Here is a 14,731-nt window from a genome sequence, read left to right on the forward strand (position 1 = left end):
GAGAGAAGCCATGAAGTGGCAACAACGCGTTCGTGTCGCAACCGGTTTGAGTTGCTGGCAGATAATGTTGCATTTACTGGTCGTGGCCGTACTGGTGATGGGCTGGATGAGCGGCACGCTGGTGCGTGTCGGCTTAGGGTTATGCGTGGTTTACGGCGTGACCGTGCTGTCGATGCTGTTTTTACAGCGTCACCACGACGCGCGCTGGCGTGAAGTGGGTGATGTGCTCGAAGAGCTCACCACCACCTGGTATTTTGGTGCGGCAATGATCGTCCTGTGGCTGTTGTCACGCGTGCTGCAAAACAACCTGCTGCTGGCCCTGGCGGGTCTGGCTATCCTCGCAGGGCCTGCGGTGGTGTCATTGCTCACCAAAGAGAAAAAACTACGCGATGTTTCGTCTAAACATCGCATAGGCCACTGAGCCCGTTGTGGCCGCGATGACCAGTAGCGGCCACAAACTTCCCCACACAATATCCAGACTCGCATCCTTCAGATAGATTTGCTTGGTGATATCCGTGAAGTGACGAATCGGGTTTATCCACGTCAAATCCTGTAACCACACCGGCATGTTCTCCACTGGCGAAACGTACCCTGAAAGCAAGATCGCCGGCATCATAAAGACAAACACCCCGATAAACGCCTGCTGCTGCGTTGAGCAGAGCGCGGAAATCAGCAGCCCAAACCCCACCAGCGACAGGCCGTAAATTACCATCGTGAAGTAAAACAGCGCCAGCGATCCGGCAAACGGGATCTGGTACGCCCATATTCCCACTCCCAGCACGATGGTGGCCTGGAACGTCGCGACAATCAGTGCCGGCACCGCCTTGCCGACAAATATCTGCCAGGTGGCGAGCGGTGAGACCAGCAGCTGATCCAGCGTACCTTGCTCACGTTCGCGCGCCACGGACAGCGAGGTGACAATCATCACGCCAATGGTGGTGATCATGGCGATTAATGACGGCACCACAAACCATTTATAGTCCAGGTTCGGGTTGTACCAGTTGCGCACCACCAGCTCGCTGTTGTTGGGTTTGGGTTTGCCTGCCATCAGCTCCTGCTGGTAATCCTTCACCACCTGTTGCAAATAGTTCGCCGCAATCTGGGCGCTGTTGGAGTTACGTCCGTCGAGGATCAGCTGCATCGGCGCGGTCTGGAATGTGTCCAGGTTGCGGGAGAAGTCCGCCGGGAAGCGCACCAGCAATAATGCTTTCTGCGTGTCGATGGTGGGCTGGATCGCCTGCGGGCTTTCCAGAAGCAGGACATGGGTAAAGGCTTTGGCGCGGGCGAAACGCTGCGTCAACTCGACGGAATGCTTGCCGTTGTCTTCGTTGTAAATGGCGATGGTGGCGTTGGTGACCTCCAGCGTGGCGGCAAACGGAAACAGTACAACCTGAAGCAGCACCGGCAGCACCAGAATGGCGCGGGTCTGCGGCTCGCGCAGCAAGGATTGCAGCTCTTTGCGGATCAATGTCCATAAACGGTGAAACATCGCGTCGTCCTCCTGTCGGGTGGCGCTTGCGCTTACCCGACCTACAAAATCCGATGGCTAATCTAATCTTCTTTTCGTTTTCATCCACGTCAGCCCGATAAACATCACCGCCGACGCCAGCAAAAACAGGGTGTTGATAATCAGCACCACCGGAATATTTCCCGCCAGGAACAGGCTTTGCAGGGTGCTCACAAAGTAGCGCGCCGGAATGATGTAGGTCACGGCGCGGATCACCGCCGGCATACTGTCTATCTGGAAGATAAAGCCGGAGAGCATAATCGACGGCAGGAAGGCGGCATTAAGCGCCACCTGTGCGGCGTTAAACTGGTTGCGGGTGATGGTGGAAATTAACAGTCCCATCCCCAGCGTGCTGAGCAAAAACAGGCTGGTAATAAAGAACAGCAGCACCAGCGAGCCGCGGTACGGCACGCCAAGAATAAATACCGAGACCAGCATACACAGCAGCATCGCCAGCATGCCGAGGAAGTAGTAGGGGATCAGCTTGCAGAGCAGCAGCTCGACGCGCGTCACTTCGGTCGAGAGCAGCGCCTCCATGGTGCCGCGCTCCCATTCGCGGGCGATCACCAGCGAGGTGAGGATCGCGCCAATCACCGTCATGATGATGGTGACCGCCCCCGGAATAATAAAATGCTGGCTGATGGCGGCGGGGTTAAACCAGTAGCGCGTCTGCACGTCAATCAGCGGTTCAAACTCCTCCCCCCGGTCTTCGGCGCGCTGCATCTGCCAGAGCTGCCAGATACCCTCCGCGTAGCCCTGCACGAAGTTGGCGGTGTTCGGCTCGCTGCCGTCGGTGATCACCTGAATTGGCGCATCGGCGCCCGGGCGTGCCATATTGGCGGCAAAATCGACCGGAATGACGATCAGACCGCGAATTTTTCCGGCCTGCATTTTCTGGATCAGTTCCTGCCGGTTGTCGCTGATGGCGGCATCGATGTAGGGCGAGCCGGTCATGGCGTGGGTGAAGTCCAGCGCCTCTTCGCTCTGCTGCTCCAGCAAAATCCCGACCCGCAGCTTGCTGGAGTCGAGGTTAATCCCGTAGCCGAAAATAAACAGCAGCAGCAGGGGGATCACCACCGCAATCAGCCAGCTGCTGGGGTCACGCACGATCTGGCGCGTCTCTTTAATGCATAGCGCGCGCACCCTGCGCCACGAAATCGCATTACTGTGCATGGGCATTCTCCTTATCCCAGTCGTGGATGAGGGTGATAAACGCCTGCTCCATGGTCGGGTCTGGCTGCGCGTCGTCGGCGGCCTGCGCTTTCAGGTCATCCGGGGTGCCGTGGGCAATCAGCTTGCCGCGATAGACCAGCCCGATGCGGTCGCAATACTCTGCCTCGTCCATAAAGTGGGTGGTGACCATCACGGTCACGCCTTTTTCCACCATGCTATTGATATGCAGCCAGAATTCGCGGCGGGTGAGGGGGTCCACGCCTGAAGTCGGTTCATCAAGAAACAGGATATCCGGCTCGTGCATCAGTGAGCAGGCCAGCGCCAGCCGCTGTTTGAAGCCAAGAGGCAGAGCGTCGGTAGCGTGTGAGGCGATATCGGTCAGGCCGAAGGCGTCGCACATGCGGCCGATCTTCTCATTCTGTGCCCGTCCCCGCAGGCCATAGACGCCGGAGAAAAATCGCAGATTTTGCTCCACCGTCAGGTTGCCGTAGAGCGAAAACTTCTGCGCCATATAGCCCAGGTGCTGGCGCGCCTTGCCGGAGCTGACTTTGAGATCCATGTTCAGCACCAGCGCTTTGCCGGAGGTCGGTACCAGCAGGCCGCACATCATTTTAAAGGTGGTGGATTTCCCCGCGCCGTTCGGCCCGAGCAGGCCAAATATCTCGCCGCGCTTCACGGCAAAATTGACGTTATCGGTGGCGGCGAAATCGCCGAATTTTTTGGTGAGCGATTTCGCTTCAATGACCGTTTCGCCCGGCGTGCCTTCCACCGTGTGCAGGATGGCGCCAAGCGGTGATTCTGAGGTTCCCGCCCCGCCCAGCAGATCGATAAACGCATCTTCAAAGCGCGGCGCGGTCTCTGTCATGTCGATCTCAGGCATACCCTGCGCACGGCGGATATCGTCGGCGGTAGTCTCTTTTTTGAGGATCACGCGCACCGAACGGCCCTGAATCATCCCGTCGCTCACCTGCGGCAGCTTCAGTACCCGTTGCAGCAGCTTGCGGTTGGACTCCTGCGCGCTGTGCAGCAGAAAACTGCGCCCGGCCATGGTTTGCGTCAGCTCGGTGGGTTCGCCCTGATAGAGCAGTTCGCCTTCATTCATCAGCAGCACGTCGCGGCACTGCTCTGCTTCATCAAGGTAAGAGGTACTCCAGAGGATCAGCATGCCGTCACCCGCCAGCTCGTGCACCATCTGCCACAGCTCGCGGCGGGAAATCGGGTCCACGCCCACGCCGGGTTCATCCAGCAATAGCACCTTCGGTTCGCCCACCAGCGTGCAGGCCAGCCCCAGCTTCTGCTTCATCCCGCCGGAAAGTTTGCCCGCCAGCCGGTCGGTGAACGGGCCGAGGGAGGTAAACGCCAGCAGACGCTGGAAGGTTTTCTGCCGGGTTTCGCCGGTAACGCTGCGCAGATCGGCATACAGGTTGAGGTTTTCCATTACCGTCAGATCTTCGTACAGACCAAACTTCTGCGGCATATAGCCGAGCATGCCGTGGAGCGCCGCGTCGTCTTTGATCGGATCGAGGCCAAGCACGCTGGCACTGCCTTCATCCGGCTTCAGCAATCCCGCCAGCATCCGCATCAGCGTGGTTTTACCCGCGCCGTCCGGCCCCACCAGCCCGGTCACATAGCCTTTCTGAATCGTACAATTCAGCGGCGCGACCGCCGGTTTAGCCATTCCCGGGAAGCGTTTGACCAGATTGTTGAGCTGGATAACCGCATCATTCATGTCGTTCCCCGTCGTTTAAGGTCACGGTAACAGGCATGCCCTGACGCAGCGCGTCGTCCGCATCGGTGACGATGATGCGCAGGCGATACACCAGGTCGGTACGCAGGTCCGGGGTTTCAACGGTTTTTGGCGTGAACTCGGCGGTAGGGGAGACGAAGCCCACTTTGCCGTGATACGGCTTGTCCGGGCGACCGTCGGTATAGAGCAGCAGTTCGCGGCCCGGCTGCATCTGGCCCAGATTTGGCTCATCAATGTAAGCGCGCACCCACACCGGACGGGTTAAGGAGAGCGTTAACACGGTGCTGCCCGCGCTGAGCATGCTGCCCGGCTCCACGGCGCGGGTCATCAGCGTGCCGTCAGACGGGGCGACTAACGTGGTGTCGTGCAGATCCAGCTCCGCCTGGGCTAACTGCGCCTGCGCCTGCTCAAGGCTGGCCTTCGCCTGGGCAATGTCCTGCGCACGGTTACCGGTGCGGTACTGGCTTAGCTTATCCTGGGCAGATTTCAGCGTCGCCTGTGCCTGGTCGCGGGATGAGCGCGCGTTTTCCAGGTCGTTGGCGGAAATAGTACGGCTTTTCCATAAGCCTTGCTGACGGTTATAGAAATTCTGCGCATAGTCATAGGCGGCTTTTGCCTGCTTAACGGCAGCGGCCGCCTGGGAGATCTCTTCGTCACGGTAGCCCGCCAGCATCAGGTCGTATTGCGCCTGTGCGACGGAGACGCCTGCTTTTGCCTGCATCAGCGCGTTCTCAAACGGGGCTTTGTCCAGCATTCCCAGCGTCTGCCCGGCTTTGATGGCATCGCCTTCGTCAACGTTCAGCGAGGCCAGCCGTCCGCCGACGCGGAAGCTCATGTTCACGGTGCGGATATCCACGTTGCCGTACAGCGTCAGGCCACGATCCTGCTGGCTCTGATACCACAGCCAGCCACCGATTCCCGCAGCAAGTAACACAACAACCACCAGAATGATGGCGACAGGTTTTTTCATGACTTCTGGCTCCTTTGCGTTAAGCCTTGCAGGATCAGATCAACGTGACAGGTAATGACCTGGCTAATTTGCGCGGCTTTATCCTCATCGAATTGTGTCCAGCCCGTACGTAACAGGATGGTCTCACGCCCCAGACGGAAGGCGAGCACTTCGCCCAGCAGGGCGTGGGTATGCAAAATGGTGTCGGTATCGCTGGCGTCCCGTCCGGTATAGGCGGCGATCAGCCGGGTCAGATGGCTGTGCATCGGGGCGATCACCTGATCGTGCACCAGCTGGTACGCTGTAGTGGGGGAGAGCTGCTCGCGGGAGATAAATTTGCTCAGGTTCAGCGTATCGTCGTGCGTCAGCAGGCGGATCATGTTGTGACAGGCGTTAAGGATCAGCTGGCGGATGGCAGCCCGGTCAGGCTCTGGCTGGCTGAACAGCGCGGTGGCTTCTTCCACGTGCGGGCGAAAGCTGGTGCCGATAAAATCCGCGATCCACTGGGCGCAAGCGAGGTATAAATCCTCTTTTGAGCCAAAATAGTAGGTGATGGCCGCAATATTCTGCCCGGCCTGAGCGGCGATATCCCGCGTGGTGGCATGCAGACCATACTCGCCAAACTGCGCTAGCGCGGCGGCGATAAGCTGACTTTTCGCCTGTTCGCCTTTGGTTGTCGTTGGGGTTGTATTCATAGCAGCATTAAAAATTAATCAATCGATTGATTAAGATTATGCCTGATTTGCGCAAACGTCGAGTCATCGCCGGGGATATTTTATGCGCCACGTCACAAAAGCTGCTACACTCCGCTCCTTCGCGACATTGTGGTTTTTGTCCTTCTATTCGTTATATCTCCCTGAAAACTACACCTGTGATGGTCGGGGCGGTTCGGAGTTTTTATGTCTTTTGATTCCCTTGGTCTGAACCCGGAAATTCTGCGCGCCATCGCAGAGCAGGGCTACGTTGAGCCAACCCCTATCCAGCAGCAGGCCATTCCGGCCGTTTTGCAGGGCCGTGACCTGATGGCAAGCGCGCAGACCGGTACCGGTAAGACCGCAGGCTTTACCCTGCCGCTGCTGGAGCTGTTGGTAAAAAACCAGCCGCACGCCAAAGGCCGTCGTCCGGTGCGTGCGCTGATCCTCACCCCAACCCGCGAACTGGCGGCCCAGATTGGCGAGAACGTGCGTGAATATAGCCGCTACCTCAACATTCGTTCGCTGGTGGTTTTCGGCGGGGTAAGCATTAACCCACAGATGATGAAGCTGCGCGGCGGCGTGGACGTGCTGGTGGCAACGCCGGGGCGTCTGCTGGATCTGGAACACCAGAACGCGGTGAAGCTCGATAACATCGAAATTCTGGTGCTGGACGAAGCCGACCGTATGCTGGATATGGGCTTCATCCACGACATTCGCCGCGTGCTGGCGAAGCTGCCGACGCGTCGTCAGAACCTGCTCTTCTCCGCGACTTTCTCCGACGAGATCAAGGCACTGGCGGAAAAGCTGCTGCATAACCCGCTGGAAGTGGAAGTCGCGCGCCGCAATACCGCCTCCGAGCAGGTGACGCAGCACGTGCACTTTGTGGATAAGAAGCGCAAGCGGGAACTGCTCTCCCAGATGATCGGCCAGGGCAACTGGCAGCAGGTGCTGGTCTTTACCCGCACCAAGCACGGCGCTAACCACCTGGCGGAACAGCTCAATAAAGACGGTATTCGCAGCGCGGCGATCCACGGCAACAAGAGTCAGGGTGCGCGTACCCGCGCGCTGGCTGATTTTAAATCCGGCGACATTCGCGTGCTGGTGGCAACCGACATCGCCGCTCGTGGCCTGGACATTGAAGAGCTGCCGCACGTGGTGAACTACGAGCTGCCAAACGTGCCGGAAGATTACGTTCACCGTATCGGCCGTACCGGACGCGCGGCGGCAACCGGGGAAGCGCTCTCTCTGGTTTGCGTGGATGAACACAAGCTGCTGCGCGACATCGAACGCCTGCTGAAGAAAGAGATCCCGCGCATTGAAACCCCGGGTTATGAAGTGGACCCGTCGATCAAAGCCGAGCCAATTCAGAACGGTCGTCAGGGTGGCGGGCGCGGTCAGGGCGGCGGTGGTCGCGGCCAGCAGCCGCGTCGTGCCGAAGGTGGCGCGCCGAAATCTTCGGGCAAACCGCCGCGTCGTAATAACGACAGCAAACCAGCCGGTGAAAACCCGTGGCGTAGCGGCGAAGGGAAACCGGCAGGCGAGGGGCAGCGCCGACGCCGCCCGCGTAAACCTGCTAACCCGCAGTAATCTGGAAGCCCGGTCGTAAAGCCGGGCTTTTCTTTTTGCGGCAGCGGAGAGAAAGTGCCACAATAGTGGCTGTTTATACAGTATTTCAGGTTTTCCGATGGCTTTAACCGCTGCGCTCAAGGCGCAAATTGGCGCATGGTATAAGGCGCTACAACAGCAGATCCCCGACTTTATCCCCCGAGCCCCGCAGCGGCAGATGATTGCCGACGTGGCAAAAACGCTCGCCGGGGACGACGGACGACATCTGGCGATTGAAGCCCCGACCGGCGTCGGGAAAACCCTGTCGTATCTCATTCCCGGCATTGCCATCGCGCGGGAAGAAGACAAAACGCTGGTGGTCAGTACCGCTAACGTGGCCTTGCAGGATCAGATCTTCAGCAAAGATTTGCCGCTGCTGCGCAAAATTATCCCGGATTTACGCTTCACCGCCGCCTTTGGTCGCGGGCGTTACGTCTGCCCGCGCAATCTGGCGGCGCTGGCCAGCAGTGAACCCTCCCAGCAGGATCTGCTCGCGTTTCTTGATGACGAGCTGACGCCAAACAACAAGGCGGAGCAGGAGCAGTGCGCAAAGCTAAAGGCCGATCTCGACGGCTACAGGTGGGACGGCCTGCGGGATCACACCAGCCAGGCGATCGGCGACGACCTGTGGCGCAGGCTCAGCACCGATAAAGCGAGCTGCCTGAACCGCAACTGTCATTACTATCGCGAGTGCCCGTTCTTTGTCGCCCGGCGTGAGATTCAGGAAGCGGAGGTGGTTGTCGCCAACCATGCGCTGGTGATGGCTGCCCTGGAGAGTGAAGCGGTCCTGCCGGAGCCCAAAAACCTGCTGCTGGTGCTGGATGAAGGTCATCATCTGCCCGACGTGGCGCGGGATGCGCTGGAGATGAGTGCGGAAATTACCGCCCCGTGGTTTCGCCTGCAACTCGATCTGTTCTGCAAGCTGGTGGCAACCTGCATGGAGCAGTTCCGCCCGAAAACCACGCCGCCGCTGGCGGTCCCGGAGCGGTTGAGCGAGCACTGTGAAGAGGTGTACGGCCTCATCGCCTCGCTGAATAACATCCTTGACCTGTATCTTCCCGCCACCCAGGAAGCGGAACACCGCTTTGCGATGGGGGAGTTGCCACAGGAAGTGATGGAGATTTGCCAGCAGCTGGCGAAGCACCTTGAAAAGCTGCGCGGGCTGGCGGAGATGTTCTTAAACGATCTCAGCGAGAAAACCGGTACCCATGACGTGGTGCGCTTGCACCGCATTCTGCTGCAAATGAACCGCGCGCTGGGCATGTTTGAGGCGCAGAGCAAACTCTGGCGGCTGGCCTCGATGGCGCAGGCGTCCGGGGCGCCAGTGACAAAGTGGGCCACCCGCGAAGTGCGAGACGGACAGGTACATCTGTTCTTCCACTGCGTGGGCATCCGCGTGGCCGATCAGCTGGAAAAGCTGATCTGGCGCAGCGTGCCGCACGTGGTAGTGACGTCGGCAACCCTGCGTTCACTGAACAGCTTCTCAAGGTTGCAGGAAATGAGCGGCCTGAAAGAGAAAGCGGGGGACCGTTTTGTGGCCCTGGACTCGCCGTTCAACCACTGTGAGCAGGGCAAGCTGGTGATCCCGCGCATGAACTATGAGCCGCTTATCGATAACGAAGAGCAGCATATTGCGGAAATGGCGGCCTACTTCCGCGAGCAGGTTGAGAGTAAAAAATACCCCGGTATGCTGGTGCTGTTTGCCAGCGGCCGCGCGATGCAACGCTTCCTGGAGCACGTCACCGATCTGCGCTTACTCCTGCTGGTGCAGGGCGATCAGCCGCGCTATCGGCTGGTGGAAACCCACCGTAAACGCATTGATAACGGCGAGCGTAGCGTGCTGGTGGGGCTACAGTCCTTTGCGGAAGGGCTGGATTTAAAAGGCGACTACCTGACGCAGGTGCATATCCATAAAATTGCCTTCCCGCCCATCGACAGCCCGGTGGTGATCACCGAAGGCGAATGGCTGAAAAGCCTTAACCGTTATCCGTTTGAAGTGCAAAGCCTGCCTGCGGCGTCGTTTAACCTGATCCAGCAGGTCGGGCGCTTGATCCGTAGCCACGGCTGCTGGGGCGAGGTGGTGATTTATGACAAACGCCTGCTTACCAAAAACTATGGCCAGCGGCTGCTGAATGCGCTGCCGATCTTCCCGATTGAGCAGCCAGAAGTGCCGGAGGTAAAAAAACGCCCGGCAAAACCCTCTGCCGGGCGTACAAAAAGCATCCGTGCAAAGAGGCGCGGTCCTACTGGTAAGTGAATGTCACCTGAATCACGCTGTTGAACGTCCCGGCAGTGACGGGCATTGAGGTGGCGTAGTAGCGTGCGGACAGAGGAAAGGTTGCCGTGTGGTCGCTCGGATTGATGGCGGCGTTAAAGGCGGCCTGCGGGGCAATCAGTATTTTGTCCTGTCGGTCTGCCAGCTCCAGCGCTAGTCCCTTTGCGCTACCGATATTGGCAAATTTGGTCGGATGCACGCTGTCTGCCTGGCCATAGAAAAAGGCCGTGGCAAGCGCCAGCGTGGCTGGGCAGTGCGATACTGACAGGGAAAAGTCTTTCCACTCGCCGGTATCCCCCACGTCTCTAAAACTGCCCGACACCGCCTGGCCTAAGTCCACCGTCAGGTTGCGGCTGGCGCTGTCAATGACGCAGGTATTGGCGTAAATATTTCCCGTCATCTGGATCTGAATGTCGTCTGCGTGAGCCTGGGCCAGTAAGCCCACCGCCAGAAACGCGATTGTCTTTTTCATATTTGTCACTTATAGGCGAGAGTGATGGTTGCTATGGTGTTGGCGGGGCCGGGCGTCACCACATCGCTGGTCTGCTCGTAGCGAACCTGAAAGGGGATATCCAGCGTTTCATTGGCAACGGCCTGGCTTTGGGTGTTGACGTAGGAGTCAAAGGTCGCGATATGGTCATCAAACAGCATTCTTACCCCGACGCCCCTTGCCATGCCCGTCTGCTTCGTCAGTTTGATCACTCCCTCAAATGCCGTTTCGTACCCGTTAGCACTGGTGATTTTTAGCTCAGGCTGAACGGTTGTGTCACAGTTAACGGTGATATTAAACGTCTGAGCGGGGCTGGATAAAAACCCCACGCTCATAAAATCACTGACGGGAAAATCGCCCAAATTAACGGTGAGATTTTTTGGCGAAACAGAGCAGGTGACCTGATGCAAAATGACGTTACCTGCATACGCAATATGATTAGGGCTGCCGATCCCTTCATGGCCAAAAACGCCAATGCCGAATTCGGTCTGAGACTGCACCAGCGTGCCGGATGTCACGGCGTCGCTTGTTTTCACCAGTTCAAGCGTGACGTCAAAGTTAAACGACTGTGTGCCATCGGTAGAAACATAGGCAACAGGCGTTCCGCGTGAATCGCACTGTACTCCGCCTGCTCCGCTGATTCGCTGACCCTGATCGTTCATTAGTGCGACCCCAATCCCCGGTACGCCGGAATCATAAACGCCCCTGAGCCCAGGAATTTCCGCGCCGGTGCCGTAGTAGCAGGAAACAATTTCCAGACCGCTGTCGATACTCTGATCGCAGTGCCCGGCAACATGAACGCTTTGCTCTGTACCCGGGATAGTTGCGCCAACGGCCAGCGTCGTGGGGACAGAGATGGAGGCCACGTTAATCATTTTGGGCAGATCCGGCGTGGTGCAGGTCGCCTTCGCATGCGGCATAAATAACGCGGCGGTTCCCAGAACCAGTAATAAAAAGCACTGTTTAATCATTTGCATAATCGTTAGCCTGAATGGTAATCAATGGCACTGCGCGGCAGCGTTAATGATGCTGGTTTTCTCTTTCTCATCCGTTAGCGCATAGTCAGCGACGCAGTGCTCGCTCGCCTCCTGTCCCCAGGAAACGCTGAGATGCCCTTGCTGTGGCAGACCCGAGAGGTAAGTCTGGCCGTCATTTCCGACAATAAATTCGCTGTCCTTATCCCCGGTGGTGACCGTTGCGCCGAAGGGCAGCGGTTTACCATTTTGTGTAAGCGTCATCAGGACGCGATTACCCACGCGGGTAGTAAAGCTGGCGCGCACCACGGCCCCTCGGGTCGGCGTCACAATTTGCGCCGCGTGGGTGACGTCGGCATCCTCCGGCAGCGTTTCGGTATCCAGTGCGATGGTGTTATGGCGATACGCGGTCACGAACGGCACGACGGTATAGCCACGGAAGTCAGTCTCCACGCCTGTTTGGTTGGTGATATGGGTGCCGTGCGTACCTGGCGCTTTCACCAGCGCGATGGTTTCACCGAGCGGCTGGCTCAGGGTTATCCCGTTAGCGTGGGCCACCACGCCGCCCTGCAAACCGACGTTCAGGGTCTGCTGATACTTATCCTGACTGACGCCTGCGCTCACTTCGCCGTAGGTCGCTTTGTAATCGGTGTTGATGCTGGTGGAGTTACCGCTGCCGGTGCTGCTCAGCCCTTCCTGGATATTCCAGTTCAGGTTGTCTTCTTTCAGGGCCGTACCGTTAAGACCGATGTTCTGCGTGGTGCCATCTTTGGTGTTGTTCAGGTTGTACGTGGCCCAGGTATTATGCATCCAGCGATCCAGCGGAACCGAAACGCTCAGCGAGAACTGGTTGTCGTTTGTTACCTCATTACCGTCTTCATCGCTGTCGTGGGTGTTTTTGTTCATGCTGTAGCTGAGGCTGTAGCTCACGCCGTGCCAGCTGTTGTTGTAGCTGACGCTCAGGGAGGTCATGTTCTGGCTCTGGCTCCAGTAAGTTTCCTTCACCATGCTCAGCGTCACCGACCCCCAACCTTCTGGCAGCGTCTGGTCAATGGTGGCTTCTGTACGGGCGCGGCGCTGCTGGGGAGCAGACCAGTCGTCGGCGCGGGTATACGATTCCATAGTGTCGTCCAGGGTGTAAAACCCCTTGCTGTTATAGCGATAGCCCGCAAGCGAAAAGTTAGTGCCTGAACCGGCGAAATCTTTGCTGTAGCGTACGCGCCACGACTGGCCCTTGCTGGACTGCTGTTTTTTCAGCAGGGCTCTGGCGCGCGTCACGTCAATGGAGAACGCCCCCAAATCGCCCATGTTTTTCCCGGCGCCGAGCGCCTGGGACTGATAATGGCTGCTCTGCTGCACGCCGCCGTAGGCCGTGAAGCCGTGAGGTAAACCGTAGATGGCGCTTCCCTGGGCAAACGGGGTCTTTTCAACGTCTTTGTCATAAGAGCGATAACGCCCGGCGGTTACGCTGTAGCGCAGGTTTTTTTCACGCTGCAATACCGGCACGGAGGCAAACGGCACCACGAAATGACTTTCGCTGCCGTCAGTTTCTTTCACCGTGACCTGGAGGTCGCCGCTGCTGCCGGTGGGGTAGAGGTCGTTAATTTCGAATGCGCCCGGCGCGACCGTGTTCTGATAAATCACGTACCCGTTCTGGCGGACCATCACCAGCGCGTTACTGTGGGCGGTGCCGCGAATAATAGGGGCATAGCCTTTTTCGCTGTCCGGCAGCATGTCGTTGTCGGATTTCAGCTCCACGCCGGTGTAGGGGACGCTGTCAAAAACGTCGGAAGGTGAGGTGCTTTGGCCCACCGTCACGTCACTTTTCATCGCCACCATATCGCGTTGCGCATAGGTATAAACGGAGGTGAATTTCTGTTTCTCCTCGTGGCCCGTGGTGCTGCGATTCCAGGTGGAGTAGTTACGAACGCGCCATGCCCCGAGGTTGAAGCCGGGACGCAGGTTAACGTACTGGCTGCTGCTATCCTCTTCACCCTGCTGGCGCGCATGGCTCTGGCTGGCGTTGACGCTGTAATTAAGCAGGCCCGCGTTGATCCCTTCGTCAAACTCTTTCGGGTCGATGTAACCGCGTGGCACCTGTCCGAGCGCCTTTTGCGGAATGCTCAGCAGCAGCTGCTGATTGCGCACGCGAAAGGTCGCGGATGCCGAAGGGATGGCGTGTAGATCGGCGCATTGACCTTCTGCCCTCAGCTGCGGATATTTTTGCGTTTTGATCCCGAGGCTCTTTAATTCGTCCAGTGTAAAACAAGGCTGAAGCGTGCTGGTGCCCTGCGGATCTTTAACTACGTTAAAGGTCACGTCACGGGTATCAATTTTATTGTTATTGATAAATACCGCGACCTGATATTTACCTGGCGCCTGACCGGGACCTTTTTCATAGACAGACAGATCGGTCTTTTCCTGCTGCGGGTTATCAATGTCCAGCAGGGCAGGGTTAAAATAATCATCAGCCAAAACCTGCTGCGCAAAGATCGCCATTGCCAGGCAACAAAAAGTCATCAGCAATGACGAAAATCGGCAGGTGAACGGCTTTTTATGGCTGTACATGATGATTTTATTACCGGGCAATATTATTAATGAACGGGTTTAGACCATGTCTGGCTGATGCTGCCGTAATCCGTAATAATGGAATACACGACGGTCGAGCCTCCGACATTGCCAGGTAAAGCAAAATGCGTTTCAGTTTTCGGTACAGCCCAGGTGGCTTTCGTGATTTTCTGACCATTCAGGGTGACGGCCTGAAAATTCATATAGAAAGGCGTGGGATTATTCACCACTAAATCATTCCCTTCACGATGCCATTCAAGTTTATCGGCCATATCTTCTGGTTTGCCTTTTACCGCTGACGGGCGATAGAGCAATTTAATTCGGGTGTTAATGGCAATTTGCAGCGTATTTACGCCTTCAACATGCTTTGAGGACGGGATCGCTTTAATATTCAGCCAGTACAGAGATTCCCTGTCTTCCGGTAAATTTCCTCCCGTACGCACCACGCGTAGTACGTTATCTTCTTTCGCATCCAGTCGGAAAAGCGGCGGGGTGATCAGGAACGGTGCTTTGGCCAGGTTTTTACCACCGGAATCGACCCAGGACTGCACCAGATAATCCGTGGTATCTGGGTTTGAAAGACCAAGAGATGATTCCTTTTTATCTCCCTGATAGACCAGACGGGTGCCATTGATCACGACACCCGCCTGTGCCGAGGCTGCTACCAGTAAAAGAGTGCTCAGTAAATAACCGTGGCGCATAAAGATTTCTCAATAAAAAGATGAGATATTAATGCCCGCAAGAGCAT

General features: G+C 57.4%; 12 protein-coding genes. 3 read left to right on the forward strand and 9 right to left on the reverse strand.

Going from position 1 to position 14,731, the window contains the following annotated elements; genetic code table 11:
• Positions 1 to 10: 10 nt before the first annotated feature.
• Positions 11 to 421, forward strand: a complete 411-nt coding sequence (locus ACOTX5_RS08485) for a YbhQ family protein (protein ID WP_003858499.1) — start codon at positions 11 to 13, stop codon at positions 419 to 421.
• Here ACOTX5_RS08485 and ACOTX5_RS08490 read toward each other — a convergent pair.
• The 5 genes from ACOTX5_RS08490 to cecR are packed head-to-tail and all read right to left on the reverse strand — an operon-like array spanning position 383 to position 6,071.
• The gene (locus ACOTX5_RS08490; RefSeq protein ID WP_017384932.1) at positions 383 to 1,489 is read right to left on the reverse strand and encodes an ABC transporter permease; all 1,107 of its coding nucleotides are present in this window, start codon (positions 1,487 to 1,489) and stop codon (positions 383 to 385) included. The two genes, ACOTX5_RS08485 and ACOTX5_RS08490, sit on opposite strands and share 39 nt — an antisense overlap.
• Before the next feature lie 57 nt (positions 1,490 to 1,546).
• Positions 1,547 to 2,680: an ABC transporter permease gene (locus ACOTX5_RS08495; protein ID WP_045911441.1), complete on the reverse strand. Its 1,134-nt coding sequence runs from the start codon at positions 2,678 to 2,680 to the stop codon at positions 1,547 to 1,549.
• Entirely contained in the window at positions 2,670 to 4,409 is a 1,740-nt protein-coding gene (locus ACOTX5_RS08500; RefSeq protein WP_045911440.1) for an ATP-binding cassette domain-containing protein, read from the reverse strand. The genes ACOTX5_RS08495 and ACOTX5_RS08500 overlap by 11 nt, the downstream gene beginning before the upstream one ends.
• Positions 4,402 to 5,397, reverse strand: coding sequence for a secretion protein HlyD (hlyD, locus tag ACOTX5_RS08505; protein WP_023296152.1), 996 nt, complete (start codon positions 5,395 to 5,397; stop codon positions 4,402 to 4,404). The genes ACOTX5_RS08500 and hlyD overlap by 8 nt, the downstream gene beginning before the upstream one ends.
• Positions 5,394 to 6,071 carry a transcriptional regulator CecR gene (gene cecR / locus ACOTX5_RS08510; protein ID WP_017384928.1) on the reverse strand — a complete coding sequence of 226 codons (678 nt, stop codon included), beginning with the start codon at positions 6,069 to 6,071 and terminating at the stop codon, positions 5,394 to 5,396. Before cecR ends, hlyD begins: the two co-directional genes overlap by 4 nt.
• 204 nt (positions 6,072 to 6,275) lie before the next feature.
• Between cecR and rhlE the strand changes: the two genes are divergently transcribed.
• Together rhlE and dinG are read left to right on the forward strand one after the other, a co-directional pair.
• Positions 6,276 to 7,658, forward strand: coding sequence for an ATP-dependent RNA helicase RhlE (gene rhlE, locus ACOTX5_RS08515; RefSeq protein WP_017693771.1), 1,383 nt, complete (start codon positions 6,276 to 6,278; stop codon positions 7,656 to 7,658).
• A gap of 97 nt (positions 7,659 to 7,755) precedes the next feature.
• Positions 7,756 to 9,933 carry an ATP-dependent DNA helicase DinG gene (gene dinG / locus ACOTX5_RS08520; protein WP_017693770.1) on the forward strand — a complete coding sequence of 726 codons (2,178 nt, stop codon included), beginning with the start codon at positions 7,756 to 7,758 and terminating at the stop codon, positions 9,931 to 9,933.
• On the opposite strand, the gene ACOTX5_RS08525 is transcribed toward dinG, so the two are convergent.
• From ACOTX5_RS08525 to ACOTX5_RS08540, 4 genes are read right to left on the reverse strand one after another with little or no spacing between them, the layout of a single operon-like run.
• A complete protein-coding gene (locus tag ACOTX5_RS08525; protein ID WP_045334168.1) occupies positions 9,920 to 10,423 on the reverse strand; it encodes a fimbrial protein in 504 nt (167 codons plus the stop codon). The genes dinG and ACOTX5_RS08525 overlap by 14 nt on opposite strands.
• A gap of 5 nt (positions 10,424 to 10,428) precedes the next feature.
• Positions 10,429 to 11,418, reverse strand: coding sequence for a fimbrial protein (locus ACOTX5_RS08530; RefSeq protein ID WP_045334171.1), 990 nt, complete (start codon positions 11,416 to 11,418; stop codon positions 10,429 to 10,431).
• 21 nt (positions 11,419 to 11,439) lie between these two features.
• Entirely contained in the window at positions 11,440 to 13,983 is a 2,544-nt protein-coding gene (locus tag ACOTX5_RS08535) for a fimbria/pilus outer membrane usher protein (RefSeq protein ID WP_139003163.1), read from the reverse strand.
• Between the two features lie 26 nt (positions 13,984 to 14,009).
• Positions 14,010 to 14,684, reverse strand: a complete 675-nt coding sequence (locus ACOTX5_RS08540) for a fimbrial biogenesis chaperone (RefSeq protein WP_032647779.1) — start codon at positions 14,682 to 14,684, stop codon at positions 14,010 to 14,012.
• Positions 14,685 to 14,731 lie beyond the last annotated feature (47 nt).

Origin of the sequence: Enterobacter cloacae complex sp. IR5441, from assembly GCF_049238215.1 — a bacterium.
GTDB classification, from domain to species: Bacteria; Pseudomonadota; Gammaproteobacteria; order Enterobacterales; family Enterobacteriaceae; genus Enterobacter; species Enterobacter hormaechei_C.

What these genes read in the sequence shown, in the direction of transcription:
- hlyD (WP_023296152.1), bottom strand. Translation starts at nt 5,397, where the DNA reads ATGAAAAAACCTGTCGCCATCATTCTGGTGGTTGTTGTGTTACTTGCT.
- ACOTX5_RS08535 (WP_139003163.1), bottom strand. Translation starts at nt 13,983, where the DNA reads ATGTACAGCCATAAAAAGCCGTTCACCTGCCGATTTTCGTCATTGCTG.
- cecR (WP_017384928.1), bottom strand. Translation starts at nt 6,071, where the DNA reads ATGAATACAACCCCAACGACAACCAAAGGCGAACAGGCGAAAAGTCAG.
- ACOTX5_RS08500 (WP_045911440.1), bottom strand. Translation starts at nt 4,409, where the DNA reads ATGAATGATGCGGTTATCCAGCTCAACAATCTGGTCAAACGCTTCCCG.
- ACOTX5_RS08490 (WP_017384932.1), bottom strand. Translation starts at nt 1,489, where the DNA reads ATGTTTCACCGTTTATGGACATTGATCCGCAAAGAGCTGCAATCCTTG.
- ACOTX5_RS08495 (WP_045911441.1), bottom strand. Translation starts at nt 2,680, where the DNA reads ATGCACAGTAATGCGATTTCGTGGCGCAGGGTGCGCGCGCTATGCATT.
- rhlE (WP_017693771.1), top strand. Translation starts at nt 6,276, where the DNA reads ATGTCTTTTGATTCCCTTGGTCTGAACCCGGAAATTCTGCGCGCCATC.
- ACOTX5_RS08485 (WP_003858499.1), top strand. Translation starts at nt 11, where the DNA reads ATGAAGTGGCAACAACGCGTTCGTGTCGCAACCGGTTTGAGTTGCTGG.
- ACOTX5_RS08525 (WP_045334168.1), bottom strand. Translation starts at nt 10,423, where the DNA reads ATGAAAAAGACAATCGCGTTTCTGGCGGTGGGCTTACTGGCCCAGGCT.
- ACOTX5_RS08540 (WP_032647779.1), bottom strand. Translation starts at nt 14,684, where the DNA reads ATGCGCCACGGTTATTTACTGAGCACTCTTTTACTGGTAGCAGCCTCG.
- ACOTX5_RS08530 (WP_045334171.1), bottom strand. Translation starts at nt 11,418, where the DNA reads ATGCAAATGATTAAACAGTGCTTTTTATTACTGGTTCTGGGAACCGCC.
- dinG (WP_017693770.1), top strand. Translation starts at nt 7,756, where the DNA reads ATGGCTTTAACCGCTGCGCTCAAGGCGCAAATTGGCGCATGGTATAAG.